The organism is Ancylobacter sp. IITR112, assembly GCF_041415945.1.
Classification (GTDB): Bacteria; Pseudomonadota; Alphaproteobacteria; order Rhizobiales; family Xanthobacteraceae; genus Ancylobacter.
Map to the genome: position 1 here is coordinate 3,204,971 of NZ_JBGCUS010000001.1, position 26,212 is coordinate 3,231,182.

The window sequence follows — 26,212 nt, forward strand, 5'->3', positions numbered from 1 at the left end:
GCGTCAGGCGACGCCGCTCAGTCCCGTCGCTCCGGCCTTGGGCGGGGGCTGCATCGCCAGCCAGCGCAGATCGCCGATCGCCTCCGCCGGCTCGTAGCCGCTGGGCGTCTCCTGCAGAAGCGCGCGGATGGCCGGCAGGTCATGCGCGTCGCAGGCGGTCGCGAGACGCTGCAGCACGTCCTGCAGCGCCGGCCAGTCCATCGCCACCTCGGTGGCGGTCATGATGCGCGGATGCACGGTCGGCTGCGCCCCGTCGCCGACCAGCAGTTCCTCGAACAGCTTCTCGCCCGGCCTCAGCTCGGTGAAGCGGATTTCGATGTCGCCCTTCACCCGGGCGGCCGCGGTGGCCCCTGGCTCTGTGACCACCGGGTTGAGGCCGCTCAGCCGCACCATACGTTTGGCGAGATCGACGATCCGCACCGGCTCACCCATGTCGAGGATGAAGACATCGCCGCCCTGGGCCATCGCGCCCGCCTGGATCACCAGTTGGGCCGCCTCCGGTATGGCCATGAAATAGCGGGTAATGTCGGGATGCGTCACCGTCACCGGCCCATTGGCCTCGATCTGCCGGCGGAACAGCGGAATGACCGAACCGGAGGAGCCGACGACATTGCCGAAGCGCACGATGGAGAACACGGTCTCTCCCGGCAGGCCGCTCAGCGCCTGGCAGACAAGCTCGGCAACCCGCTTCGACGCGCCCATGATATTGGTCGGCCGCACCGCCTTGTCGGTCGAGATCAGGACGAAGGCCCGGACCCCGCAACTGCGCGCCGCTTCCGCCAGAGCGAGGGTGCCGAACACATTGTTGCGCACCCCCTCCACCGCGTTGTGCTCGACCAGCGGCACATGCTTGTAGGCGGCGGCGTGGAAGATCGTCTCCACGCCGAAGCGACGCAGCGCGCATTCGACCCGCGGCCGGTCGAGAACCGAACCCAGCAGCGGCACGATGCGCGCCTCCAGCCCCTCGGCCTCGGCGAGGCCGCGCAGTTCCTCGTCGATGCGGTACAGACCGAATTCCGACAGATCGAGCAGAATGAGGCTGGCAGGGCCCTGGGTCAGGATTTGCCGGCACAGTTCGCTGCCAATCGACCCGCCCGCCCCCGTGACCATCACCACCTTGCCGCGGATATTGGCGTCAAGCAGTTCCTGCCGCGGCGGCACGAGATCGCGGCCGAGCAGATCCTCGATCGACACTTCCCGGATCTCGCTCAGCTCGGCGCGACCGGACACGATATCAGACAGGCCGGGAATGGTCTGGACGCGCAGGCCGAGCGGTTCGAGCCGCTCCAATATGGTGCGGCGCTGCTGGCGCGTGGCGCTGGGGATGGCCAGCAACACGCATTCGATATCATGTTCGGTCACGAGCCGTGCCAGCCGCGCCGGCGAATAGACGCGCAACCCGCCAATGTCGCGCCCCTGCAGTTCCTGGGCGTCGTCGAGGAAGGCGATCGGCACATAGTCGCCGCCATGTTCCAGCGTGGCCAGCAATTGCCGCCCGGCGGCACCGGCGCCATAGATGATCACCCGCGCCTTATGCCGCGCCTGGCGCTGGCGATAGACCGCCCGCAGGCCGAAGCGCGCCCCGCCGAGCAGGCCCATCGCCAGCAGCCAGTAGATGGCCGGCACCGAGCGCGGCAGGAAAAGGCCGAGGCCTGACGCCACGAACAGCAGTGCGAGGGCGGAAATGGCCAGACCATACGCCAGCACCCGCACCGTGCGCCCGGCCACATGGCGCACGACGGTGCGGTAGAGCCCCATCACGCGGAACAGCAGGAGAGTGAAGGGCAGGACGATGACGAAGGCGAGCCAGCTCGGCGGCGCCAGGGCGGGCGTGAAGCCATCCAGCCGCAGCGCCATCGCCAGAAAGAAGCTCATGGCAAGCAGCGCCGCATCCACCAGGCTGAGCACGGCGCGCTTCTTAGCCCGGCTGAGGCCGACGAGATAATTGAGAACGCCGCCGGTCATGCACTCACCCCTTCAAGCCGCCACTCTCCAGAGATGGAGAGGCAGCTCCGTTGGTCTCCGCCGACACTCACTCCTGCCCGAAAGCCCGCGCCATCACCTTCGCGGCGGCATCTGCGGTGCGCTTGATTTCAGCGGCGGTCAAGGTTGGATGTACCAGGAATTGAAGGCTCGTCTGGCCCAGGTCTCGCGCCACTGGCAATCCCTGGGGAGGTCGCCAACCCGTGCCCTCAAATGCGCGTTCCAGATAAACTTCCGAACAGCTCCCTTGGTAACAAGGCACACCCTGGGCGACTATTTCCGAGATGATGCGGTCGCGGGACCAGTCACGACGCAATTTGCCAGGGTCCACATACGCATAAAGTCTATATTGGGCATGGACATCGCCTTGCCGTCCCGATGAGAGGAGGTCCGGCAGGCGCAGGCCCTGCCCGGCAAAGGGAGCCAGCGCGTCGGTGATGGCACGGGCATGGGCGCGGCGCGTTTCCACCCAGGCGTCCACATGGCGCAACTGAACGCGGCCGATGGCGGCCTGCATTTCCAGCATGCGCCAATTGGTACCGAAGCTCTCATGCAACCAGCGGAAACCCGGCGGGTGCTGGCGGCGGTAGACCGCGTCCCAGCTCTTGCCATGGTCTTTATAGGACCACATGCGCGACCAGAGCGCCTCATCGTCGGTGGTGACCATTCCACCCTCGCCGCCGGTGGTCATGATCTTGTCCTGGCAGAACGACCAGGCGCCGACATGGCCGATCGAGCCGACGCTGCGGCCGCGATAACGGGCGCCATGCGCCTGGGCGCAATCCTCGATGACCTTGAAGCCATGGCGGGCCGAGAGATCCATAATGGGGTCCATGTCGCAGGGCCAGCCCCCGAGATGAACCAGCACCACGGCGCGGGTGCGAGGGGTGAGCACGGCGGCGATGGTCTCGGCGGTTAGGTTGCCGCTGTCGCGGTCAACCTCGGCAAAGACCGGGGTCGCGCCGGCATTCACCACGCAGGAGACCGAGGCGATGAAGGTGCGCGGGGTCACGACGACCTCGTCCCCGGGGCCGATCCCGAGGCCGTGCAAGGCGAGGTCGAGCGCCACCGTGCCATTGGCGAGGGCGATGGCATGGCGCGAGCCGGCCCAGGCGGCGAATTCGCGCTCGAACGCCCGCCCCTCCTCGCCGGTCCAGTAATTGACCCTGTTGGAGGCAAGGACGCGCTGGACGGCCGCCATTTCCTCGGACGAGACGCTCGGCCAGGGGGAGAAGGGTCGATCAGAGATGGCGCTCACAGTCACACCGCCCGTAAAATGTCGAAAAGAGTGCGGCGCAAACCGTCGACGCTTTCGACGGTCAATTTGGCAGCAACCCCTTCCTGAGACAAATGAATTTGATCTGGAAGGCTGAGCAACACAGTGTGCCAACCAAGGGCGATGGGGGATACGAAATCTTTGGCAACGTTGTCGCCAACATACACACACTGCTGAGCCAGGCGGGATCCCTGCAGCATTTGATAGCCAATTGGAGCCGGCTTCCACGCCGCACGGCCGAGTTCGTCGGTAAACAGAACCGCCTCGAAATATCCGTCAAGATTGAGGGCTGCCCATTTCCGCCGCTGTTCATCCTGACGTCCGTCGCTCAAAAGGGCGAGACCGGCCTCTCTTCCAAGCTCTTCCAAAAGCTCAGGAATCCCCTCCCGTGGCGCGAGAAGTGGCCGGTGCTGCCGGTAAGCCTTCTCAAGCCCGGCGATATCGACATCACCAAGGTCCAGCCTTGTAACGGCGCCGTCGATTATGTTCCGCACGCCACGCAAACCCTCATTGAACAGCGCCATCGCGTGCGTAATGAACGCTGTCCGGTTGGACGGCTCCAGCTTATCAGCGGCGGCGGCGAGCCCTCCTGCGATGAACTGCCGCTCCGGATAAAGCGTATCATCCATGTCAAAAACAACAAGAAATTGTCGGTCCGTCACGTTTGCCATCAGTCTAAAGTAAATACGGACTGATCGTATCTGATCATGGAGATGCCTTCACGCCATTTGCTCACAGGTACGAGCGCTTCGCCAAGCACATCCTGCAGAAGGTAACGCACACCCATCGCCCCCGCCTCCTGAGCGAGCGGATAGCCACCACCGAAGCGCGCATTGATCTCAAAGATTCCGAAGGATCCGTCTTCGCGCAGCATGGCCTGGAAGCAAAGCGGGCCCCACACACCCGGCAACAGGGTGCCGATCCGCTCAGCCGCCGCCATCAATCCGTCATGGGCGAAGGTAACACCGCGCGATACCTCGCCGGAGCGAACCGATTGCCGGCGATGTGGAACCGCGTAAAGCAGACCTCCGCCCCGGTCGTAGAACACATTGACCGTGACCTCCTCACCGAAAAGCTGCTCTTGCACGATTGTGCCGGGGGCCGGAGGCTCGACAAGCGCCTGCTCCGGAGAGCTCAGCACACGCAATCCGACGCTGCTCGATCCTCCGACCGGCTTGCAGACCAGTGGCCACGGCGTTTCCGATGATGTGGGATCAAATGTCTCGGCAGGGCGCGTCCAAGGAACGCTGAGGCCGCCCGCCGCCAGAACCGCCGCCGTTCGCGCCTTGTCCCGGCAAATGGCCACGGCCTCCGGAGCCGAGACGGCTACCCGGCACCCGAATTCGTTCGCCGCCTGCCTTGCAATGAGGGACCACGCAGTCACATCCGGATCAATTAAAGGGACCACAAGGGAGACATTTCGGCGAGCGACGATGCTGAGCAGCGCTTCCGAATAGCCGGGGGTCCCTACCGCCGGAACAGCCTCGGCCGCATCCGCGAAGTGACAGGCGGGCGCGTGCTTCGGATCGAGATCCGCCGCGACGATGTTCATCGCCACTCCGAGCCTGGCCGCCTCAGCTCGGAAAATCTGCACTAATTCCACGCGACGACCGGCACTACTCAACAATACAGACATCTTCATGGCACCACACCTTCGAGAAATTCCACGACATTCCTCGATTTCAAATGTGTTATAGAATAATTTTTAATCTTTATTATCAACACTCGGCGAAAAAATTGGCATTGTTGCGTGGTTACGCGAACTTATATCTTCTGCCTTTATCACTTTGCTAAACGTCCTGACGATTATGCGCATGTCGAGCGCCATGCTGCGATGATCGACGTACCAGACATCCATCGCGAATTTCTCTTCCCATGAGATCGCATTGCGCCCGTTCACCTGCGCCCAGCCGGTGATGCCCGGGCGCACCTCGTGGCGGCGGGCCTGCTCAGGCGAGTAGAGCGGCAGATACTCCATCAGCAGCGGCCGCGGTCCGACGAGGCTCATCTCGCCCTTCAGCACGTTCCACAGCTCGGGAAGCTCATCGAGGCTGGAGGCCCGCAGGAAGCGGCCGAAGCGGGTCAGGCGCTCGCCATCGGAGAGCAGGCGCCCCGCGCTGTCGCGCGCATTCGTCATGGTGCGAAACTTGATGATTTCGAACGGCCGGCCGTGCAATCCTGGCCGCTTCTGCCGGAACAGTACCGGCGCGCCCAGCTTTGCGCGGATGAGAAGCGCGAGGGCGAGAAACACCGGCAGAAGAAGCACGAGCAGCGTGCCGGCAACGAGGATATCGAAGGCTCGCTTCATGTCCGCCCCCCTGCGGTCGAGGTCCGCGCCGGCCGGCGGCTTTGCCGGGGCGGCGGCGCGGCGGCGGGCGCGCGGGTGTCCCGCGCCAGCCGGGCCGCCGCCGCTCCCGGCGTCATCAGCGCGCAGCAGGCGGCGAAATAGGCGAACATGGCGGCGGTGCGCAGGGGATAATCCACAAGGGAATGCAGCATCAGCAGCAGCACCGCCAGCGAGGCGCATTGCTGCAGCACAAGCAGCCGCAGCCCGCCCGTCGCCCCGGAGGCGATCCACAGGCGATAGATGCGCTCGCCGAACCAGGCGAGGAAACAGGCCACCAGCACCATACCGGGCAGGCCGGTCTCCAGGAAGAACTCCAGCCAGTCGTCATGCGCGCGGTTGACATATTGCGGGCTCAGCGTTGCCGGCCCTTCATAGACCGGGAACACGGCGGTGAAGGTGCCGAGCCCGGTGCCGAAAGGCAGCGCCTCGCGCGCGGCCTGGAACGTCGTCTCGTTGAGCACGGCGCGCAACTGGTCGACGAGACCGCCGCCGAATCGCCCGAGAAAACGGTCGGCGCCGAGTTGCCCGACCAGCAGCACAACGCCCACCAGCACCGCCAGCACCAGGCTGCGCACCCGGTGCGGCGCCGCGCCGCGCCCGCGAAGCACGGAGAGGATGAGCGGCGCCATCACCACCACCCCCGCCAATGCCACCAGTAGCAGCAGGATGCCCGCCCGCGACCGGGCGAGAGCGATGCCGGCCAGGACGAGCACGCCGAGGCTGAAGGCGGCGGCCAGCCAGATCACCTTGGGCGTGCTCGCCCCCCGATGGCCGAGGACGCGGTCGCCACGGCCGACGAACCACGCCACGGCGAGCAGGAAGGTGACATAGAGCTGCGCAGCGAAATGATTGCGGTTGGCGAAGAAGCCCACCGATTCCGAGCGGTTGCTGATCTCGAAGAAGCGCAAGCCGCTCGCCGGCCCCTGCATCACCTGCAAAATGCCCAGAAGGAGCGCGACCAGACCGATCACGACCGCCCAGCCGGCAAAGCGCAGGCGCCCTTCCTCATCCAGCAGCGCGACCAGGAGAAAAAGCGCCAGCGGCGGCAGCACGGCCGGCAGGGCGGCGAGGCTCGCCGCCGGATCGACCGAGGAACTGCCCGTCCAGGCCACACCGTCGAGCCCCTGCCCCCCGGCGGCGACGATGCGGGCGGAGATGCCCTCCCAGCCCGGCGCACCGAACAGGGGGAGAAACTGGGCGAGCGCGATGACGAGACCCGTCGCCGCCAGCGCAGCGCCACAGACGAGCCCGAAGCTCCAGGCGGGACGCCGGGCGGTCAGACGGTCCAGCCACAGCCAGACTGCCAGCGCGAGAAAGGGCAGGCTGAGCGCCTGCAGCAGCACGTCCGCGAGGTAGCCGGTGCGGGTGGCCCCGCCCAGCACGACATTCGCGAACAGAAGGAGGACTGAGGCGACAAATGCCGCGCCTCCGTCGCCATGTGGCTTCAAAAACAGGGCCAACGCCTCTTTCAACTGCCGCTCGCGGGTTCAACGGCCGCGCGCGGTCGTTTCCCGTCAGGGGCTGACCGGGAAGATAAGGCCATTGTTGCCGCCATTGTCGGAGAGCGCAATCGCCGCGGCGATACCGCCGCCGACAGCGACGGCACCGACGACCATTCCGGTCGACGGGTCGACCGCCAGGCCGCAGCCGGGCACGCGCAGCGTCTCGGTGGTGGAAGAGGGAACGGTGACGGTACGGTCATTGCCGAAGTCGACCACGGCGCTGCCGGGCCCCTGCACCGCGACCTTGTCGCCGCCCTTGAGCGAAATACCGACCGTTCCGGGCGTGAAACCCTGGCCGCGATCCACCAGCACGGTGCCCGCCGCCGAAGCGAGCGTGCCCGTCGTCTGGCAGGCATCCGCCGCCGCCGGACCCGCCAGACCGAGGCAGGCAAGCCCCGCCACAGACGCATACGCCACAAAACGCTTCATTTCGCCCCTCGACTGACTGCACACGCCACTGGCGCCAGAACCTTACCAAATGTTACTAGGTCCGTACTCGGAAATCAAAACCGCACAGTCTGACGCAGCATCCCACGCGACCTTCATGCTCCTTTATCCTACACTGACCCCGCCCCCAGCGACGAGGAATCCGCAAATACCCTTAACGTTTCAAGGTCAGAGTGGCGGCTTCGCGGCGCCTGCCGCCCGCGCGGAGCGGGCGTGGAGCCAGACCCCAAGGGTTCATTGTGAAGGCACAAGGGGCCCCCATGCGTTGCGCAGTCGGCAAGGGCACCCCATGTTCGGTGCCCCAAGGGAAGGCTCGCGGCCTGCAAGCGATTGCCGATTGATCGCCCGCAAGGACGCGATGGCCTTCATGCGTCTTGGTTCTGCCCGATGATCGACCTGCACAACCACCTTCTGCCGGGCATTGATGACGGCGCCGCCGATCTCGCCACCGCCGTCGAGATGGCGCGGCTTCATGTCGCGCAGGGGGTGGAGATTGTCGCCTGCACGCCGCACATCCTGCCCGGCGTCTACCATAATGAAGGGCCGGCGATTCGGCAGGCGGTGGACGATCTCCAGCGCGTGCTCGACGAGGCGGGCGTGCCGCTGATCCTCATTCCCGGCGCCGACAATCACATCGTGCCCGATTTCGCCGGCGAGTTGCGCCGCGGGCGGCTGCTGACGCTGGGGGATACGCGCTATGCGCTGGTCGAGCCGCCGCATAATGTCGCCCCGGCGCGGCTGGACGAATTGGTCTTTACCATTCTTTTGGCGAATTATGTGCCTATCGTGACCCATCCCGAGCGGCTGAAGTGGATCGAGGAGAAATATGATCTCATCGAGCGCATGGTGGCTCGGGGGGTGTGGATGCAGATTACCTCGGGATCTCTGACCGGCCGTTTCGGGCGCCGACCGACATACTGGGCGGAGAAGATGGTCAGCGAGGGCAAGGCGCATATCCTCGCCAGCGACGCGCATGATACGATGAAGCGCCCGCCGGACCTGGCCGAGGGCCGCCGGGCGGCGGAACGCCTTGTGGGCAGCGCGGAGGCCACGCGCATGACGGTGCAATGCCCGCGCGACATCGTTTTGGACAGGGCGCCGGCAGAATGCGCGGCGACAGGGGTGGCAGGGTTAAATGAAGCTGGGCGGAACGATAGCGACAATCCCCGCGCGCATCGCGGCGGTGGCGGTGGCGGCGATCTTCTTGGCCGGCTGCGTCGCTTCTTCGGGCGATAGCCCCTCGCCTTCCACCTCGGCGGCGAGCTATGTGAATTCGGGCGAGCAGGCACCGTCCTCCGCCGCCCGCACGGCGGCACCCGCTGCCGCCGCGACGGCGCGGCCCGCTTCGGCCGCGTCGATATCGGCGGTGCCGGTCAGCGCCCAGCCGGCGAGCCTGCCGGCCAGCGAGGTGGCGGCGGTGAGCGCGGTGACGGCGGTCAGCACGCCCGGCTCCGACGGCTACCGGGTCGGCCCGCTCGATGTTCTCAATGTGACGGTGTTCAAGGTCGAGGATCTGACCAAGACGGTGCAGGTGTCCGAGAGCGGCACCTTTGCCTTCCCGCTGGTGGGCGACGTGCAGGCGTCCGGCCGCACGGTGAGCGAGATCGAGAAGGACCTCGCCGCCAAGCTCGGCAGCAATTATCTGCGCAATCCGCAGGTGACGGTGCTGGTGAAGGAATATAACAGCCACCGCATCACGGTGGACGGCGCGGTCAACAAGCCCGGCGTGTTTCCCATGCAGGGGCCGATGTCGCTGCTGCAATCCATCGCCATGGCCGGCGGCATGCAGGAAGTGGCCGAGGGCACCATCCTGGTGTTCCGCCGCATTGACGGCAAGACGGCGGTAGCCAAGTTCAGCGTCGCCGACCTGCGCTCGCAGAAGGCGAGTGACCCGGATCTTCTCGCCGGCGACATCGTGACGGTGCCGAGTTCTGACCTCAAGATCGGTATGAAGTACATTTTCCAGACGGTTCCGCTATTCAACGCCTTCATGCTGTTGTAGCCAGTTTGGGTGGGCAGCGGCATGTGCCTTAAGGGAAGCACCAACGGATGATGAGCGAGGGGGCGGAGAACGGGCGGCCGGGCGGCGAGCGCAACCTTCCGGTTGTGCCGGAAGGCCGCAATCTGCCGGCCGCGCGCGACAGCTACGGCTATGGCTACGGCACCGCCGCCTATGCCCCGCCCGAGACGCACCATGAATCCGAACTCGCCGCCGCGCTGCACTATGTGATCGGCATCGCCGTGAAGTGGCGGACGCTGATCCTCAGCACCGCCGGCGCCTTCGCGGTCATCGCCCTCGTCTACAGCTTCCTCGCCACCCCGCTCTACACCGCCACTGTGCGCATCCAGATCGACAATGAAGCGAGCAAGATCGTCGAGGGCGGCGTGCAGGCGCCGACCGAGCGCGGCGGCGCCGAGTTCCAGAAGACGCAGTATGAACTCCTGAAGAGCCGCGCCATGTCCGAGCGCGTGGTGGCGGCGCTCGGCCTCGACCAGAGCGCGGATTTCACCGCCTCCTCGCCTGGCCTGATCGGCAGCCTGTTCGGCCTGTTCTCCGGCCCGTCCGAGCAGACCGATCCGGCGGCGGAGCAGGAGCGCAACCATCGCCGCAGCGTCAACCGGGTGAAGGGGAATGTCGATATTCGCCCGGTGACCGCTTCGCGGCTGGTCGACATAAAATACACCGATGTGTCGCCGGCGCGCGCCGCCTCCATCGCCAATGCCTATGCCGACGCCTATGTCGCCTCCAATCTGGACAAGCGCTTCGAGGCCAGCTCCTACGCCAAGGTGTTCCTGGAAGACCAGATCAAGCAGCTCAAGCTGCGGCTGGAGGAATCCGAACGGGCGGTGATCGCCTTCTCGGAGAGCGAGAACATGGTCCAGACCAATGACAAGGTCTCGATCGCCGAGAGCAATCTCGCCGCCGCCAATGCGGCGCTGGGCCAGCTCATCTCCACCCGCATTCGCGACGAGGAAAACTGGAAGCAGGTGGAGGCGGCCAAGGGCATCAACCTGCCGCAGATACTGACCAACAACGTCATTGACGGCCTGCGCACCCAGCGCAACGAGCTGCGCCGCCAGTATGAGGAAGGGCTGGAGACCTTCAAGCCCGGCTATCCCGCCATGGTGGAAATCTCCAACAAGATCGCCGAGATCGACCGCCAGCTCGCCGCCGAAGTCGCCGCCATCCGCAGTTCGCTGAAGGCCGCCTATGAATCCTCGGCCAATCAGGAAGCGCAGATGCGCCAGCGTATCGAGGAGCTGCGCGGCGAGGTGCTGGAACTGCAGAAGAAGAGCGTGCGCTACGGCATTCTCCAGCGCGAGGTCGATTCCAGCCGCAACCTCTATAACGACCTGCTGCAGCGCTATAAGGAAGTCGATGTCGCCAGCGGCGTCGGCACCAACAACGTCTTCATCGTCGATCGCGCCCTCCCGCCCGGCAGCCCCTCGCACCCGCGCACCATGCTGCTGCTGGCCGGCGGGCTGATGCTCGGCCTCATCGGCGGCTTCGGCGCCGCCGCCCTGATCGAACTGCTCGACGACCGCATCCGCACGCCGGAGGACGCCGAGAAGGCGACCGGCCTGCCCATACTCGGCATCGTGCCGCGCGCCGAATTCCCCAGCGGCATCGTCGCCGAACTCAGCGATCCGCGTTCGCCGGTCGCCGAAGCCTACCGATCGCTCGCCACCTCGCTGCAATTCGCCACCGAGAGCGGGCTGCCGCGCACGCTGGTCGTCACCAGCGCCGGCGCCTCGGAAGGCAAGTCGAGCACCGCCATCGCGCTCGCCCGCCACTACGCCATCACCGGCAAGCGCGTGCTGCTGATCGACGCCGATCTGCGCCGCCCCTCGGTGCACAGCACGCTTGGCTATGACAACGCGGTGGGGTTGAGCAATTGCCTCACCGGCATGTCGACCCTGCATGACGTGGTGCAGGCGACCGATCTCGACACGCTGGACTTCCTCGCCTCCGGCCCGCTGCCGCCCAACGCGGCGGAAATCCTCGGCGGCACCCATGTGTTCTCGCTGATCTCGGTCGGGCTGGAGATCTACGATCTTCTGATCTTCGACAGCCCGCCCATGCTGAGCATCGCCGATGCGCAACTGCTCGGCGCCGCCGCGCAGGCCACCATCTTCGTCACCGGCTCCGGCGACGGGCGCCGCGCCATTGCCCGCAACGCCCTGCGCCGGCTGCAGATCGCCCGCGCGGTCACCATCGGCGTCGTGCTCACCAAATTCGACACCCGCAGCGCCCATTACGGCTATGGCTACGGGTACGGCTATGGCTATGGCTATGAATACGGCCAGGGCACCGACACCGGCAGCGCCGGCGTCGGCGCGCGCGGGCTCGACAGCGTGAAGGCGCTGCTGCCGAAATTCGGCCGCCGCGACGCCAAGACCGACCACTCCGAAGCGGCCTGACCCATGCCGGCGCCCGACGCGCTCGACGCCGCGCTCGCTCTGTTCAAGGACCCCGTCAAGGCGCGCAGCCTGCCCGGCCGGCCGCTGCCGCCGGACATGGCGGGGCTGCTCGCCATCGCGGTCGGCAATGAGGAGGCGCTGGCCGCCGCCAGCCGGCGCAGCGGCTTTGCCCGCCAGCCCCTGCAGGACGCCGCCGGCTTCTTCATCGAACAGGCGCTGTTCTGCCGCGACGCCGACAGCTACCGCGTGCTCGGCGGCGGCCCGCACTCCACCCATGAGGAACTGCGCCACAATATGGCGCTGCTGATGCGCTGGCTACATCCCGACCTGCAATCGCTGCGCAAGGGGCCGCTGGACCGGGAGGTGTTCGCCAGCCGCGTTTCCCGCGCCTGGGAGGACCTGAAGACACCGGAGCGGCGCGAGGCCTATGATCTGCGCCGCACGCCGGAAAGCTCCCGGCCCGCCGCCCCCCGCAGCGCCACCGACGCACCGCCCGCCGCCGCACGCGCGACGGACGGCAGCCGGCCCGCAGGCGGCGGTTCCGCCAATGGCAAGACCCGCTCCGGCAAGGCCGGTGGCGCCTCCAACGGCGCCGGTCGGCCGGGTGTCGGCAAGGCGGGCGCCGCCCGGCCGATGAGGAACGGCAAAAGCCCGGGAGCCGGCGGCCGCGGCGCCGGCGCGGGGACACCCCTGCCGCATCGCCCCCGCCCATTGAGCGTGCACAAGATCGAGGAAGCCTCGCTCTGGGTGCGGCTCTGGGGCCTGCTGTGGGGGCGCCGATGAGCCGTTCATCCAAAGGGCGCGGGGGGCGATCGCGCCCGCGCCTTGCCTGGCTGCACCGTCTCCGGCTCGCCGCCGTCGTGCATCCCCGGCGCTGCGCCGCGCTCGCCGCCGGCATGGTCGGGCTCGCCGCCCTCATCGCCACCACCTCCCTGCCGATGGCGCTGGCCGAGAGCAACCCGCGCCTCGCGCTCTGGCTCTATCCCGACCATCCCAAGGCGCTGCTGACCCTGGCGCGGCAGGAACGGGCGCGGATGACCTTTGCCACCGCCCGGGCGGAGCAGGAGGCGGCGGCGGAGGCTGAGCAGGCGGCCGCGGCGGCCGCGCGGGAGAATGCCGAGCGGGACACCGCCGCCGGGCCCGCCGTCGAAGTGGAGCCGGAAGAAGACCCGGTGGCACGCCAGGCGCGTGAGCATACCGCCTCCCTCGCGGCGCCCCGCAGCGAAACCGCCGAGGAGGCCGAGCCAGCGGAGGCGGCGGAGACGCCCGGCGCCCAGCCGGGCGCTGCCGACATGGTCGCGATGCGCGCGCGCCTGCGCGACTTCGCCACCCGTATCGCCGCCGGTGCGCCGCTGGAAGCCTCGGCCTATCGCCTGCTCGGCGACACCGCCGACGATCTCGACACCAGCCGTCAGGCGATGCTGGACGCCGTCGCCCGCTCACGCCGCGAGACGGTCGCCGTCTTCTGGCTGATGCACCAGGACTTCGAGCGGAAGGACTATGCCGGCGTGGTGGCGCTGGCCGAGGTGCTGCTGCAGACCCGCCCGGCACTCAACCAGTACACGATGAGCTATCTCAACTCGCTGGCGCTGGAGCCGGAAGGGCGCGCGGCGCTGGTGGCGGCGCTGGCGCGCAACCCGAGCTGGCGCCCGCTCTTCCTCAGCAGCATGGGCTCCAAGCTCGCCGCCTCGGACGCGCCGCTGGCCCTGATCCAGGCGCTGAAGGCGGCCGGAAGCCCGCCGAGCCAGGCCGAGCTGATCCCGCTGCTGCGCGCGCGCATGGTGGCGGAGAAGCGCGCCGAGGGCGCCTATAATATCTGGCTGCAGATGCTGCCGGCGGAGGAGGTGCTGAAGGTCCAGCCGGTCAATAATCTCGACTTCGCTGCCGACCCGAGTACCCTGCCGTTCAATTGGAACATTCCGCGCTCGATGAACGCCTTCATCGACCTGCAGCCGCGCAGCGACACGGTGGACGGGCGGGTGCTGCGCATCCGCTTCGGCGTCGGCCGGGTCCGACTGGGGGGGGTGGAGCAGGTGACCTTCCTGCGGCCCGGAACCTATCGCTTCTCCGGCGAACAGAAAGGGGTGATGTCGTCGAAGCGCGGCATGGTCTGGCAGGTGCTGTGCTATCCCGGAGGGCCGGTGGCGGGACAATCCGGCCAGCTCATGGGCGCCCCGCGCGTCTGGCGGCCCTTCTCCTTCGACATCACCATTCCCGATAATGGCCGCTGCGACGCCCAAAGGCTGCGGCTGTTCCACGATTCTCGCTCGACCTCCGAACAGTTCGCCTCGGGCGAGATCCAGTTCCAGTCGCTGCACATCGCGCCGGTGGAACCCGTCGCCTCCGGCGGCTGATCCGCGCGCCGGCGCCGGCGTGCTTGCCGCAAATCAAAGCCGGCTTCCCTGCCGCCGCTAGGGTAGTATGGTCGGATCGGCGCCCTCGGTGCCGGACGGCGCCCGCGCTTGGAAGGGGCAGGCCCATGAACGTGACATCCGACGAGGCTGCGGCCCCGCTCTCCCGCAAGGAGTATGAGCGCGCGCTCAAGCGCCTGCATGGCGAACTCGTGGCGCTGCAGGAATGGACCAAGGCCACCGGCGCCAAGATTTGCGTCCTGTTCGAGGGCCGCGACGGCGCCGGCAAGGGCGGCGTGATCAAGGCCATCACCGAGCGGGTGAGCCCGCGCGTGTTTCGCGTCGTCGCCCTGCCGGCACCGAGCGAGCGGGAAAAATCGCAGATGTACGCCCAGCGCTACCTGCCGCATCTGCCGGCGGCGGGCGAAATCGTGATCTTCGACCGCTCCTGGTACAACCGCGCCGGCGTCGAGCGGGTGATGGGCTTCTGCACCGAGACGGAGGCGGAGAAGTTCCTCGACACCATTTCCGCCGTCGAGCGGGTGATCGTCGAATCCGGCGTGATCCTGCTCAAATACTGGCTGGAGGTGAGCCCGGAGGAACAGACGAGGCGGATCGAACAGCGCATCCATGATCCGCGCAAGATCTGGAAGCTCTCGCCGATGGACCTCGAATCCTATGGCCGCTGGTACGATTATTCGCGCGCCCGCGACGCCATGTTCGCCGCCTCCGACAGCGCCTGGGCGCCCTGGTATGTGGCGCATTCCGACGACAAGAAGCGCACGCGGCTGAACGTCATCAGCCATTTGCTGTCCAAAGTGCCTTATGAGGCGCAAAAGCGCCCCAAGATCACCCTGCCGAAACGGCAGAAGGCCAAGGGCTATGTGGAGCCGGAGGATGTGCGCCACCACGTCCCGGCGATCTTCTGAACGCAGAACCGCCGGCAGCCGGCACAAGATGAGGAGCGCCACCATGACCGACACGACCGGCCAGCCTGCCGGCCCGCACCAGACGCTCGGCGACGAGAGCTTCATGAGCGCCGCCGATCTGCGCGGCTATATGGACAAGATCGCGCTGGCGAAGATGAACGAGGCGGTGGAGGCGATGGACCATGCCCGCCGCGCCAAGGAAGAACTCGCCAAGACGCTGGCCCAGCCGATCGACCTCACGCCGCAGAAGCTGCATGAGATGGCCGAGGCGCTGCAGGTGAAGATGCGCGCCGCCGCCGAGCGGGGCGAGACCGAGATCATGGTGATGCGCTTCCCCAACACGCTGTGCACCGACCATGGCCGGGCGATCAACAATGCCGAGGAAGGCTGGCCGGACACGCTGACCGGCCGCCCGCGCCAGGCCTATGAACTCTGGCGCGACCATCTCAGGGCTGCCGGCTACCGGCTCTCCGCCCTGATCGTGGAATGGCCCAACGACATGCCCGGCGATGTCGGCATGTATCTCACCTGGGGCAAGAAGTAGCTTGACACCTCTGGCCGGCCGGTGGATGCATCGGCCGGCGTTTGAGCGCGGTGCCCGCCGCGCCGGTTCCGGAGAGTGGCATGGCCGCCCAGCCGCACAATGCTGCCGTCGATCATCTCCCCTTCTTCATCACCGCCCCGGGCGGCACCGACATCTTGATGATCGTCGCCGCGATCACGCTCATCGCCACGGTGCTGCTGGCGGGGGTGTTCTTCCTGCATATCCACTCGCTGCCGGAGCGGCTGGCGCATAAGGGCCAGAAGCTGCAGTTCGAGATCGTCGCGGTGCTGTGCCTGCTGGCGCTGTTCACCCATAATCACGCGCTGTGGGTGATCGCGCTGCTGCTCGCCTTCATCGACCTGCCCGATGTCCTCACCCCGCTCAACCGCATCGCCCGCTCGGCCGAAGCGCTGGCCGGCGTGAAGCCGCCCGCCCCGCCCGCCGGGGAGGCCGAAGCGCGCCGGGGCAGCGACCATGCTTGAGCTCATTCTCTGCTCGCTGCTCACCATCCTGCCGGACTATCTTTTTCGCCGCTATGTCCAGGGCAAACGGCTCGGGCGGGAGATCACGCTCTATTCCGTGTGGTTCGAACTGCGCTGGGGCATCATCGCCTGCCTGATGCTGACGGTCGCGCTGATCACCGTCATCTTCTACAACCACCCCTCCGCGACCCAGGTCACCGCCTATTTCCGTACCGTGCCGATCGTGCCGGAAACCAGCGGCCGGGTGGCGCAGGTCAATCTCGGCCTCAGCGGCGAGGTGGAGAAGGGCCAGCCGATCTTCCGCCTCGACGACGCGGCGCAGCAGGCGGCGGTGGCGACGGCGCGCGCCCGCGTCGCCGAGATCGACGGGCAGATGCGCGTCGCCGCCACCGATGTCGCGGCCGCCGACGGCCAGATCATCCAGGCGGAGAAGGCGCTGGCGCAGGCGCGCGACGAACTGGACACCAAGGCGCAGCTCAACAGCCGCAATGCCGATGTGGTCTCGCGGCGCGAGCTGGAGCGGCTGCAGAACGCGGTCGACGCCCGCGCCGGCGCGGTGGCGGTGGCGGTGGCGGCGCGCGAGGGTGCCCTCGCCCGCCTCAACACGCTGCTGCCGGCGCAGAAGGCCAGCGCCGAGGCGGCGCTCGCCCAGGCCGAGGTGGAACTTGCCAAAACGGTGATCCGCGCCGGGGTCGCCGGGCGGGTGGAACAGTTCGCGCTGCGCGTCGGCGATCTCGTCAACCCGCTGATGCGCCCGGCCGGCGTGCTGATCCCGGCCGATGCCGGGCGCGAGCGGCTGGTCGCCGGCTTCGGCCAGATCGAGGCGCAGGTGATGAAGCCCGGCATGCTCGCCGAGGCGACCTGCGTGTCCAAGCCCTTCACCATCATCCCGATGGTGGTCACCAGCGTGCAGGACTATATCGCCGCCGGGCAACTGCGCACCACCGACCAGTTGATCGACGCGCAGCAGATCGGCGCGCCGGGCACGCTCACCGTCTTCCTTGAACCGCTCTATCCCGGCGGGCTCGACGGCGTGCCGCCAGGGTCGAGCTGCCTCGCCAACGCCTATTCCAGCAATCACGACCGCATCGCCTCGGGCGAGGCCGGCACGCTGGGCGGAATCTATCTGCACATCGTCGACACGGTGGCGCTGGTGCATGCGCTGCTGCTGCGCATCCAGGCGCTGATCCTGCCGGTGCAGACGCTGGTGTTCAGCGGGCACTAGAGCACGCGCCGATCAGCTTGCATCGCAAGCTGATCGGATAACGCGTTCTCTATCTTAGAGTTAGAGGGCGATTTACCGATCAGATTGATTCAATCTGATCGGATCGCGCTCTAGAGCGTTTTCGAGCGACGTGGAGGCCGGTTCGCGTGACGAAAACGCGACACGGCAAGGAAGGAGAGCCGCCGGACGGGCGGCTCAGTCCGCGTCGGCGACGATCAGCTCAACCCCGGCCTGCGCCAGCGCCTCGCGCATCGCGTCGGAGGGCGGCAGGTCGGTCACCAGCCGGTCGATACCGGCGAGCGGGGCGACCTCGAACACCGCGCCGCGCTCGAACTTGCTGTGGTCGGCCAGCACAGTGACGCGGTCGGCGCGCTCGATCATCGCTTTCGCCACCTCCGCCTCCTGCAGGTCGAAATCCATCACCGCATGGGCGTCGATGGCGCCGATGGTGAGCACGGCGTGGCGGGCGCGGAACTTGCCGATCTGCTCCAGCGCCAGCGGGCCGAGGCTCTCGCCGGCATCCGCCCCATAGGCCCCGCCGAGCAGGAACACCTTGTGGGTATGGGGCGCCGCCAGCGTCGCGGCGATGCGCGGCGCATTGGTAATGGCGACCAGAGAGGGCCGCGTCGCCAGCGCCTCGGCAAAGGCGATGGTGGTGCTGCCCGTGTCGATGAACAGCGAATCCTCCGGCCCGAAAAGCTCGCGCGCGGCCAGCGCGATGCGCTTCTTGCCGGCGGCGTTCTGCACCATGCGCTGGGCGAAGGGGCGCTCCTCGTCGGGCTCCGCGCCGGGGGCGGCGAGAGCACGCGCCCCGCCATGATAGCGGCGCAGATGCCCGGTGGATTCCAGCCGCGCGAGATCGCGCCGCACCGTCTCGCGTGAGACGCCGAGCCGCTCGGCCAGCGCCTCGACGGTCGCCTCACCCACGGCGGCGACATGGGCGACAATGTCGTGATGGCGCGCGGAAAGTGCCAAGCCTGTCTCCCATCGAGCCGCGCTGCCGCCGCTCCGTGCCACCGCTGCCCGTTCGGACAAACAGGCAGGCAGGATCGGTTATGCCAGAGCGGGTAGGCGGTCAATACGGCCAGATTTGCCCGAGTGAGCGGGCACCTTCGCGCGACTCTCTGGGATTTTCCGCATTTGGTCAAGATTTTTGGACGAACAGTGACCATTCGGTATGAATGTTCATAAAGAAGGCGACCAAACGGGCAATTAGGTCAAAAATCGGGCTTCCTTTTCCTCTCCGTTACGTTAGAGTGATACCAAGCGCGAAAAAATCAAGCACGCACAACATGCGTGCATTGCAGCGCGAGGGGACTGAATGAACCGGGCTACGATTGCCGGGCTCCCGCCCGGACGGCGGCAGGGCCGCGCCTCGCAGAGCCGCGCGTTCCGGCTGGCGCCCGCCGGCGCGGCGCGCGGGCGGGCACGCGCCCTCGCCGCCCCGCCGCGCCCGGCAAGCCATGGAGACACCATGTGAACGTGGAAGGCGTGAAGCAGAGCGGGGGCGGCTGGCGGCTGATCGCCGCCTATGTCCGCGTGACGGACAAGCTCTCGGACTATGTCGGCTATCTCGCCGCGTCGCTGATCTTCGCCATGGGCGGCGTCCTGATGTTCGATGCGGTGACCCGCAACCTCATCAAGATGCCGGTGCACTGGGCGGTGGAACTGACCCAGTTCATGCTCGCCGCCTATTACTTCATGGGCGGCCCGTTCACGCTCAAGAACAATGAGCATGTGCGGATGGACCTCTGGTATTCGACCCTGTCGGAGCGCGGCAAGGCGAAGATGGACCTCGCCACCGTCTGGTGCCTGATCTTCTATCTCGGCGTGCTGCTCGCCGGCTCCATTTCCAGCCTGCAATACGCCATCGCCACCAATGAGAAACGCTTCTCGATCTGGAATCCGTCGGTGATTCCGATCAAGGCGCTGCTCACCGTCTGCCTCGTCCTGATGCTGATGCAGGCCTTCGCGCTGGTCTTCAAGCACATCGCCACCCTGCGGGGGGAGAAGCTCTGATGACCTATGAGATGATCGCGCTGCTGATGTTCGCGTCGATGGTGCTGGCGCTGATCAGCGGCCAGTTGGTCTTCGCCGGCATCGGCTTCGTCGCCTCTGCCGCCGCGCTGCTGCTCTACGGCCCCGGCGCGATGGACCTGCCGTTCAACCAGGTGTTCAAGCTGTTCAACTGGTACGCGATGCTGACCCTGCCCATGTTCATCTATATGGGCTACATCCTCGCGGAATCCGGCATTGCGGAGGATCTGTACCGGGCACTGCATGTCTGGTTCGGGCGCTTCACCGGCGGCCTCGCCATCGGCACCATCTTCCTCATGGTCATCATCTCGGCGATGAACGGGCTGTCCGTCGCCGGCATGGCCATCGGCGCCACCATCGCTTTGCCGGAAATGATCCGCCGCGGCTATGACAAGGTGCTGATTTCGGGCGTGGTGCAGGGCGGTTCCTCGCTCGGCATCCTCATCCCGCCCTCGGTCGTGCTGGTACTCTACGGCATGATTGCCCGCCAGCCGGTGTCGAAGCTGTGGTTCGCCGGCGTCGGGCCGGGCCTGCTGATGGCCGCGCTGTTCATTCTCTACATCTATGTCCGCGTGAAGCTGAACCCGAAGCTGGCGCCTGCGCTGACGGACGAAGAGCTGAACATGCCGCTGCGCGAGAAGCTCGCGCTGGCGCGGGCGGGCATCATTCCCTTCGCCATCTTCTTCTTCATGACCGGGCTGTTCGTCTTCGGCGTCACCAGCCTGGTGGAAAGCTCGGCGGTCGGCGCCACCACGGCGACGCTGGCGGCCCTCGCCAAGCGCCGGCTGAACTGGCCGGTGCTGCGCGACACCGCGCTGAAGACGCTGAACGTCTCCTGCATGTTCATGTGGTTGATCCTCGCCGCGCTCGCCTTCGGCACCGTGTTCGACGGGCTCGGCGCGGTGAAGGCGGTGGAGTTCCTGTTCGTCAAGCAGTGGGACCTCAACCCCTGGACCATCATCATCATGATGCAGCTCAGCTTCATCATCATGGGGATGTTCCTCGACGACACGGCGATGCTGGTCATCGTCGCGCCGCTCTACATACCGCTGGTCAAGGCGCTCGATCTCGGCTTCGACAACCAGCTTATCTGGTACGGCATCCTCTACACCATCACCTGCCAGATCGCCTACATCACTCCGCCCTTCGGCTACAATCTGTTCCTGATGCGCTCGCTGGCGCCGAAGGAAATCACCCTGGTCGACATCTACAAGTCGATCTGGCCATTCGCCGCGATCATGCTTTTCACCATCGTCATGCTGATGATCTTCCCGCAGATCGCGCTTTGGCTGCCCGAACACATGAACGTCAAGGGCTGAGCAACAGCCCGATACTTCCCCCTTCCAGAGGAGAACAGGATGACCGACGACATCAAGAAGCCCGTCACCAAGAAGATCGACCCCGCCGCCGACGCCATTCTCGCCACCCGCCGCAGCTTCCTCGGCAAGGCGGCGCTCGGCACCGGCGCGGCGCTCGCCGGCTCGACGCTCGCCGCGCCCGCCGTCATCGCCCAGGCCGGCACCATCAAATGGCGGCTGCAGACCTATTCCGGCGCCCCGCTCGGCGCCCATGTGATCAAGCCGCAGATCGACGCCTTCAACGCCGCCGCCAATGGCGCGATGGAGATCGAGCTTTATTACGCCGACCAGCTCGTGCCGACCTCGGACCTGTTCCGCGCCCTGCAGAGCGGCACGCTCGACGCGGTGCAGTCGGACGAGGCGACCATGGCCTCGCCGGTCGATATCGCGGTCTTCGGCGGCTACTTCCCCTTCGCCACCCGCTACAGCCTCGATGTGCCGGCGCTGTTCCGCTATTACGGCCTCAAGGACATCTGGACGGAAGCCTATGCCGAGGTGCCGAACGTCACCTGGCTGTCCACCGGCGCCTGGGACCCGCTGCACATCTTCACCGTCGACAAGCCGATCAAGAGCCTCGCCGACATGGCCGGCCTGCGCGTGTTCGGCGTGCCGACCGCCGGCAAGTTCCTCTCCAAATACGGCCTCGTGCCAGTGACCATCCCGTGGGACAACGTCGAAGTCGCGCTGCAGACCGGCGAACTCGACGGCGTCGCCTGGTGCGGCTTCACCGAAGCCTATGAAGTCGGCTGGGCCGATGTGTGCAATTACGCGCTGACCAACTCGGTCACCGGCGCGTGGTTCGGCAGCTACTTCGCCAACACGCCGAGCTGGGACAAGGTGCCGCCGCACCTGAAGGAACTGTTCCTGATGAGCATCGACCAGTCGCATTATTACCGCGACGTCTGGTACTGGGGCGGCGAGGCCAAGCTGCGCGTCGAGGGCCAGAAGATGGAGCTGACCTCGCTGCCGCCGGCCGAATGGGCGCAGGTGGTGGCCGATTCCAAGGGCTTCTGGGACGAAGTCGCCGCGTCGAGCCCGCGCGCGGGCAAGGTCGTCGCCGCCTTCAAGAAATATGACGAGACCATGCAGAAGGCCGGCTACCCCTATCGCTGAGCCGCCCGTCCGCGGCCAGTTGTCCGCGGGCCATTTGTTCGCCAACCGCCCCGCCATCCTGCGATGGCGGGGCCCCGCGCGCCCTCCCGGCGCGCGCCGTGACCTGACGGCCGGCACCGCCGGCCCGCTTCGGCCGTGCCGATAGGAAAGGAGCGCCATGCGCCCCGCCACCACCCCCCTCCCTCCAGCCACTCGCGAAACCTTCGATGTCGCCGTCATCGGCGCGGGCGTGGTCGGCTGCGCCGTGGTGCGCCGCCTCACCCTCGCCGGCGCCCGGGTGGTGCTGATCGAGAAGGGCAGCGACATCCTCTCCGGCGCCTCCAAGGCCAACAGCGCCATTCTGCACACCGGCTTCGACGCCCCGCCCGGCAGCCTGGAGCTGGAGCTGATCAAGGCCGGACGCGCCGAATATCTCGCCATCGCCGACACGCTCGGCCTCTCGCTGGTGAAGACCGGCGCGCTGGTCTGTGCCTGGAGCGCCGCCGAGGCGGACAAGCTGGAAGCCATCGCCGCGCAGGGCCGGGCCAATGGCATCGACGCGCTGACGCTGCTCTCCGGCCGAGAGGCCCGCGCCACCATGCCCGGCCTCTCCGATCGGCTGGTGGCGGCGATCGAGGTGGTGGACGAGCACATTATCGACCCCTGGACCGCGCCGCTCGCCTATCTGACCCAAGCGGTGAAGCTCGGCGCGCAGGTGCTGCGCCAGGCCGAGCTGATCGAAGGCCGCTATGCCGGCGACTGGCACCTGACCACAAGCGCCGGTGCCCTGCGCGCCCGCGCGGTGGTCAACACCGCCGGCCTTTATGGCGACATTGTCGATGCCCGGCTCGGCTTCGCCCCGCAATTCGAGATACGCCCGCGCAAGGGCCAGTTCGTAGTTCTGGACAAGGCGGCCGCTGCGCATGTGCCGCGCATCGTGCTTCCCGTGCCGACCGAGATCACCAAGGGCGTGGTCGTCTGCCCCACCGCCTTCGGCAATGTACTGATCGGCCCCACCGCCGAGGAACAGGACGACCGCGTGCGTGCCACTGTGGAAACCGCGACATTGGAGAGCCTGCTGGCGCGCGGGGCCGAGATCGTGCCGGCACTGGCCGGCATGCCGGTCACCGCCGTCTATGCCGGCCTGCGCCCGGCGAGCGAGAGCAAGGCCTACCGCATCTTCGCCCGGCCGGAGAGCCGCGCCGTCACGCTTGGCGGCATCCGCTCCACCGGGCTCAGCGCCGCGCTCGGCCTCGCCCGGCATGCGCTGGGGCTGATCGAAGGCTTCGGCCTCGGCCTCACGCCGGTCACCGCCGCCCCGCAGGTGCGCCTGCCCAACCTCACCGAGACGCTGCCGCGCGACTGGCAGCAGGCCGACCACGGCGAGATCGTCTGCCATTGCGAACTGGTGACCAAGCGCGAGATCGAGGCGGCGCTCGCCTCCGAGGTGCCGCCCGGCGATTTCGGCGGGCTGCGCCGACGCACCCGCGCCGGCATGGGCCGCTGCCAGGGCTTCTACTGCAATGCCCGCCTCGCCGACATGACCCAGGGCCGGCTGGCCGAACCGCTCGCCGTGGCGGGAGACCCCGCATGAGCGCGGCCGATATCATCATCGTCGGCGGCGGGCCGGCCGGCGTCGCGGCGGCAGTGGAACTGCGCCGCCGGGGCGTCGGGCGCGTCCTTGTGCTGGAGCGCGAGCCGCATCTGGGCGGCGCCACCCGCCATTGCCGCCATTCCCCCTTCGGCATGCGTGAATTCGGCCGGGTCTATCTCGGCGCGGCCTATGGAAGGCGGCTGGAACGCGAGGCCGCGCGGGCCGGCGTCGAGGTCCGCACCGGCCATTCCGTGGTGCGGATCGAGACCGGCGGGCGCGTGGTCGTCACCTGCCCACGCGGGGTGGAAACGCTTGCCGCCCGGCGCCTGCTGATCGCCACCGGCATTCGCGAGACGCCACGCTCCGCCCGCCTCATCTCCGGCGACCGGCCGGTCGGCGTGCTCACGACAGGCGCGCTGCAGGCCTATGTCGCCTTTCACCGGCTGATGCCGTTCACCCGCCCGCTGATCGTCGGCTCGGAACTGGTCAGCCTTTCCGCCGTGCTCACCTGCAGGAGCCACGGCGCCCGCCCGGTGGCGATGATCGAGCCCGGCCCGCAGCCGCTGGTGCCGGCGCCGCTGATGGCGTTTCCGCGCCTGATGGGTGTGCCGTTCCATGCGGGCGCGGAGCTGGTCGATATTCGCGGCGGCGGCCGGGTGGAAGCGGCCAGTGTGCGGCTCGCCGACGGCACAATGCGCGATTATGCCTGCGACGGCGTGCTGTTCACCGGCCGCTTCACCCCGGAATCGGCGCTGCTGCGGCAATCGCCGATCGGCGTCGCCTTCGGCAGTTCCGGCCCGGCCGTCGATCCGTTCGGCCGCACCGCCGACCGCCACGTCTTTGCCGCCGGCAATCTGTTGCGGGCGGTGGAGACCGGCGGCTGGGCGTTCCGCGAGGGGCGCGCCGTCGGGCGGGCCATCGCCGAGGATCTCGCGCGCGACGAGACGGGCGATTCCGTGCTGCTTCCCGTCACCTTCGATCCGCCGGTCAAGCTGGTGGTGCCCGGGCTTATCCGGCGCGGAGCGAGCGGCGTACTGGCATTGCCGGATTTCCAGCTACGTTTTCTCCGCCGCGCGCGCGGGCGTCTGTCGCTGCTGGTCGACGGGCGCGAGATGTGGACGGCGAACCGGACATGGCTGCCCGAGCGGCGCATCCTCGTGCCGATCCCGCCCGCCGTGCTGACCGCCGCCGCCGTGCATTTCCGCTTTGAGGAGACGGCGTGATGCGCGTCGCCGCCATCGACCAGGGCACCACCTCCACCCGCTGCCTCGTTGTCGAGCCCGACGGCACGGCGCGGCTGGTTGCCAGCCTCGTTCACGCCCAGCACCACCCCGCGGCGGGGCGGGTGGAGCACGACCCGGCCGAACTGCTGCGCAACATCCGCAAGGTGCTGGCCGCCGCCGGCAAGGTGGACGCCATCGCCCTCGCCAATCAGGGCGAGAGCTGCCTCGCCTGGGACGCGGTGACCGGCGAGGCCCTCTCCCCGGTCATCGTCTGGCAGGATGCACGCACCGCCGATGCCCTCGCGGCCTGCCCGGCGAAAGAGGCGGATCGGTCGCGAGCGATTTGCGGCCTGCCGCTCGACCCTTATTTCTCCGGCTCCAAGCTTGCCTGGCTGATGGAGAACGTTCCCGCCGTCGCTACCGCGCAGGCGACCGGACGGCTGCGGCTCGGCACCACCGACGCCTATTTCCTCGACCGGCTGACCGGAACCTTCGCCACCGATCCCGCCACCGCCTCGCGCACCGGCCTGCTCGATCTCGCCACCGGACGGTGGAGCCAGGAATTGTGCGACCTGCACGGCGTGCCGCGCGATTTCCTGCCGCCCATCCGCGCCGTCGACGCCGGCTTCGGCACGCTGGACGGCGTGCCGGTGCGGGTCTCCATCGTCGACCAGCAGGCGGCGCTGTACGGCCATGGCTGCCGGGCGCCGGGTGAGGCCAAGATCACCTTCGGCACCGGCGCCTTCCTGCTTGCCGTCGCGGGAGATGAACGCCCCGAGGCGGACGGCCTGCTCCCGACCATCGCCTGGCAGCGTGCCGGGGAGCGTCCGGTCTTCGCCGTCGAGGGCGGGGTCTATGATGCCGGCGCGGCGCTGGAATGGCTGCGGCGGCTTGGTCTCTACACCGACACCGCCGAACTGGACGGGTTCACGGGGCCATCGGCGCTGAGCCGGGGACTGGTGTTCGTGCCGGCGCTGTCAGGTCTTGCCGCACCCTATTGGGACCGCAAGGCGGCACCGCTGTTCATCGGCATGGAGGCGGCGACCGGGCGGCACGACATGGTGCGGGCGGCGCTGGAAGGCATCGCCCTGCTCACGGTCGGGCTGATTGACGCCGCGGAGCGGGCCGGGGCGCCGATCCCCGCCCTTTCCATTGATGGCGGCCTGTCGCAAAGCGCCTATTTCGCCCGCTTCCTCGCCGCGGCGAGCGGGCGCACCGTCAATGTGCCGGCCATGCACGAAATGACCGCACTCGGCCTCGCCGCGCTGTGCGGCCGGGACTTCGCCGCCCTGCCCGTCGCGATGCGCCGCTTCGCGCCGGACGGCTCGGTCAGCGCCGAGGACCGCGCCCGCTTCGCCGCCGCCGTGGAGAAGAGCCGGGGCTGGCGGGCCTGACTTGGG

The 26,212-nt window shown here is 67.7% G+C and carries 24 protein-coding genes; 16 read left to right on the forward strand and 8 right to left on the reverse strand.

Translation table 11 applies throughout. The features are described from left to right. Positions 1–3 precede the first annotated feature (3 nt). From AAC979_RS15240 to AAC979_RS15270, 7 genes are all read right to left on the reverse strand, one after another. Positions 4–1,965: a polysaccharide biosynthesis protein gene (locus AAC979_RS15240; protein WP_371347715.1), complete on the reverse strand. Its 1,962-nt coding sequence runs from the start codon at positions 1,963–1,965 to the stop codon at positions 4–6. A gap of 67 nt (positions 1,966–2,032) precedes the next feature. Further along, positions 2,033–3,184 carry a DegT/DnrJ/EryC1/StrS family aminotransferase gene (locus AAC979_RS15245; protein WP_371349071.1) on the reverse strand — a complete coding sequence of 384 codons (1,152 nt, stop codon included), beginning with the start codon at positions 3,182–3,184 and terminating at the stop codon, positions 2,033–2,035. Between the two features lie 59 nt (positions 3,185–3,243). After that, positions 3,244–3,921, reverse strand: coding sequence for an HAD family hydrolase (locus AAC979_RS15250; protein WP_371347716.1), 678 nt, complete (start codon positions 3,919–3,921; stop codon positions 3,244–3,246). A gap of 8 nt (positions 3,922–3,929) precedes the next feature. Further along, on the reverse strand, positions 3,930–4,901 hold the full coding sequence (locus AAC979_RS15255) for an ATP-grasp domain-containing protein (RefSeq protein ID WP_371347717.1): 972 nt from the start codon (positions 4,899–4,901) through the stop codon (positions 3,930–3,932). Between the two features lie 63 nt (positions 4,902–4,964). Beyond that, positions 4,965–5,567 carry a sugar transferase gene (locus tag AAC979_RS15260; RefSeq protein WP_371347718.1) on the reverse strand — a complete coding sequence of 201 codons (603 nt, stop codon included), beginning with the start codon at positions 5,565–5,567 and terminating at the stop codon, positions 4,965–4,967. Next, complete coding sequence (locus AAC979_RS15265; RefSeq protein ID WP_371347719.1) at positions 5,564–7,066, reverse strand: O-antigen ligase family protein; 1,503 nt, start codon at positions 7,064–7,066, stop codon at positions 5,564–5,566. Before AAC979_RS15265 ends, AAC979_RS15260 begins: the two co-directional genes overlap by 4 nt. Positions 7,067–7,120: 54 nt before the next feature. After that, positions 7,121–7,525, reverse strand: coding sequence for a hypothetical protein (locus AAC979_RS15270; RefSeq protein WP_371347720.1), 405 nt, complete (start codon positions 7,523–7,525; stop codon positions 7,121–7,123). A 417-nt stretch (positions 7,526–7,942) separates the two neighbouring features. Here AAC979_RS15270 and AAC979_RS15275 point away from each other — a divergent pair, with 417 nt between their 5' ends. The 9 genes from AAC979_RS15275 to AAC979_RS15315 all read left to right on the forward strand — a co-directional run bounded on the left by AAC979_RS15275 (position 7,943) and on the right by AAC979_RS15315 (position 17,508). Next, positions 7,943–8,791: a tyrosine-protein phosphatase gene (locus AAC979_RS15275; protein ID WP_371347721.1), complete on the forward strand. Its 849-nt coding sequence runs from the start codon at positions 7,943–7,945 to the stop codon at positions 8,789–8,791. Further along, complete coding sequence (locus tag AAC979_RS15280; protein ID WP_371347722.1) at positions 8,691–9,557, forward strand: polysaccharide biosynthesis/export family protein; 867 nt, start codon at positions 8,691–8,693, stop codon at positions 9,555–9,557. The genes AAC979_RS15275 and AAC979_RS15280 overlap by 101 nt, the downstream gene beginning before the upstream one ends. 47 nt (positions 9,558–9,604) lie before the next feature. Beyond that, positions 9,605–11,977 (forward strand): GumC family protein, encoded by a 2,373-nt coding sequence (locus AAC979_RS15285; protein WP_371347723.1) that lies wholly within the window; start codon positions 9,605–9,607, stop codon positions 11,975–11,977. Positions 11,978–11,980: 3 nt separating this feature from the next. Beyond that, positions 11,981–12,760 carry a J domain-containing protein gene (locus tag AAC979_RS15290; RefSeq protein WP_371347724.1) on the forward strand — a complete coding sequence of 260 codons (780 nt, stop codon included), beginning with the start codon at positions 11,981–11,983 and terminating at the stop codon, positions 12,758–12,760. Further along, positions 12,757–14,331 carry a hypothetical protein gene (locus AAC979_RS15295; RefSeq protein WP_371347725.1) on the forward strand — a complete coding sequence of 525 codons (1,575 nt, stop codon included), beginning with the start codon at positions 12,757–12,759 and terminating at the stop codon, positions 14,329–14,331. The genes AAC979_RS15290 and AAC979_RS15295 overlap by 4 nt, the downstream gene beginning before the upstream one ends. 125 nt (positions 14,332–14,456) lie before the next feature. Next, positions 14,457–15,257, forward strand: coding sequence for a polyphosphate kinase 2 (gene ppk2, locus AAC979_RS15300; RefSeq protein ID WP_371347726.1), 801 nt, complete (start codon positions 14,457–14,459; stop codon positions 15,255–15,257). A 43-nt stretch (positions 15,258–15,300) separates the two neighbouring features. After that, the gene (locus AAC979_RS15305) at positions 15,301–15,801 is read left to right on the forward strand and encodes a hypothetical protein (RefSeq protein ID WP_371347727.1); all 501 of its coding nucleotides are present in this window, start codon (positions 15,301–15,303) and stop codon (positions 15,799–15,801) included. 80 nt (positions 15,802–15,881) lie between these two features. Beyond that, positions 15,882–16,283, forward strand: a complete 402-nt coding sequence (locus tag AAC979_RS15310; protein WP_371347728.1) for a hypothetical protein — start codon at positions 15,882–15,884, stop codon at positions 16,281–16,283. After that, positions 16,276–17,508 carry a biotin/lipoyl-binding protein gene (locus tag AAC979_RS15315; protein ID WP_371347729.1) on the forward strand — a complete coding sequence of 411 codons (1,233 nt, stop codon included), beginning with the start codon at positions 16,276–16,278 and terminating at the stop codon, positions 17,506–17,508. Before AAC979_RS15310 ends, AAC979_RS15315 begins: the two co-directional genes overlap by 8 nt. A gap of 195 nt (positions 17,509–17,703) precedes the next feature. Here the strand turns inward: AAC979_RS15315 and AAC979_RS15320 are convergent, their stop codons facing one another. Then, positions 17,704–18,483 carry a DeoR/GlpR family DNA-binding transcription regulator gene (locus AAC979_RS15320; RefSeq protein ID WP_371347730.1) on the reverse strand — a complete coding sequence of 260 codons (780 nt, stop codon included), beginning with the start codon at positions 18,481–18,483 and terminating at the stop codon, positions 17,704–17,706. A 346-nt stretch (positions 18,484–18,829) separates the two neighbouring features. Here AAC979_RS15320 and AAC979_RS15325 point away from each other — a divergent pair, with 346 nt between their 5' ends. The 7 genes from AAC979_RS15325 (at position 18,830) to AAC979_RS15355 (ending at position 26,206) form a co-directional block, all read left to right on the forward strand. Further along, complete coding sequence (locus AAC979_RS15325) at positions 18,830–18,988, forward strand: hypothetical protein (RefSeq protein WP_371347731.1); 159 nt, start codon at positions 18,830–18,832, stop codon at positions 18,986–18,988. Beyond that, entirely contained in the window at positions 18,985–19,527 is a 543-nt protein-coding gene (locus AAC979_RS15330; RefSeq protein WP_371347732.1) for a TRAP transporter small permease subunit, read from the forward strand. Before AAC979_RS15325 ends, AAC979_RS15330 begins: the two co-directional genes overlap by 4 nt. After that, positions 19,527–20,864, forward strand: coding sequence for a TRAP transporter large permease subunit (locus tag AAC979_RS15335; protein ID WP_371347733.1), 1,338 nt, complete (start codon positions 19,527–19,529; stop codon positions 20,862–20,864). Before AAC979_RS15330 ends, AAC979_RS15335 begins: the two co-directional genes overlap by 1 nt. A gap of 39 nt (positions 20,865–20,903) precedes the next feature. After that, positions 20,904–22,016 carry a C4-dicarboxylate ABC transporter gene (locus AAC979_RS15340; RefSeq protein WP_371347734.1) on the forward strand — a complete coding sequence of 371 codons (1,113 nt, stop codon included), beginning with the start codon at positions 20,904–20,906 and terminating at the stop codon, positions 22,014–22,016. Between the two features lie 157 nt (positions 22,017–22,173). Then, complete coding sequence (locus AAC979_RS15345; protein WP_371347735.1) at positions 22,174–23,589, forward strand: NAD(P)/FAD-dependent oxidoreductase; 1,416 nt, start codon at positions 22,174–22,176, stop codon at positions 23,587–23,589. Beyond that, positions 23,586–24,812, forward strand: a complete 1,227-nt coding sequence (locus AAC979_RS15350; protein ID WP_371347736.1) for an FAD/NAD(P)-binding oxidoreductase — start codon at positions 23,586–23,588, stop codon at positions 24,810–24,812. Before AAC979_RS15345 ends, AAC979_RS15350 begins: the two co-directional genes overlap by 4 nt. After that, complete coding sequence (locus AAC979_RS15355) at positions 24,812–26,206, forward strand: FGGY family carbohydrate kinase (RefSeq protein ID WP_371347737.1); 1,395 nt, start codon at positions 24,812–24,814, stop codon at positions 26,204–26,206. Before AAC979_RS15350 ends, AAC979_RS15355 begins: the two co-directional genes overlap by 1 nt. The last annotated feature ends 6 nt before the right edge of the window (positions 26,207–26,212 follow it).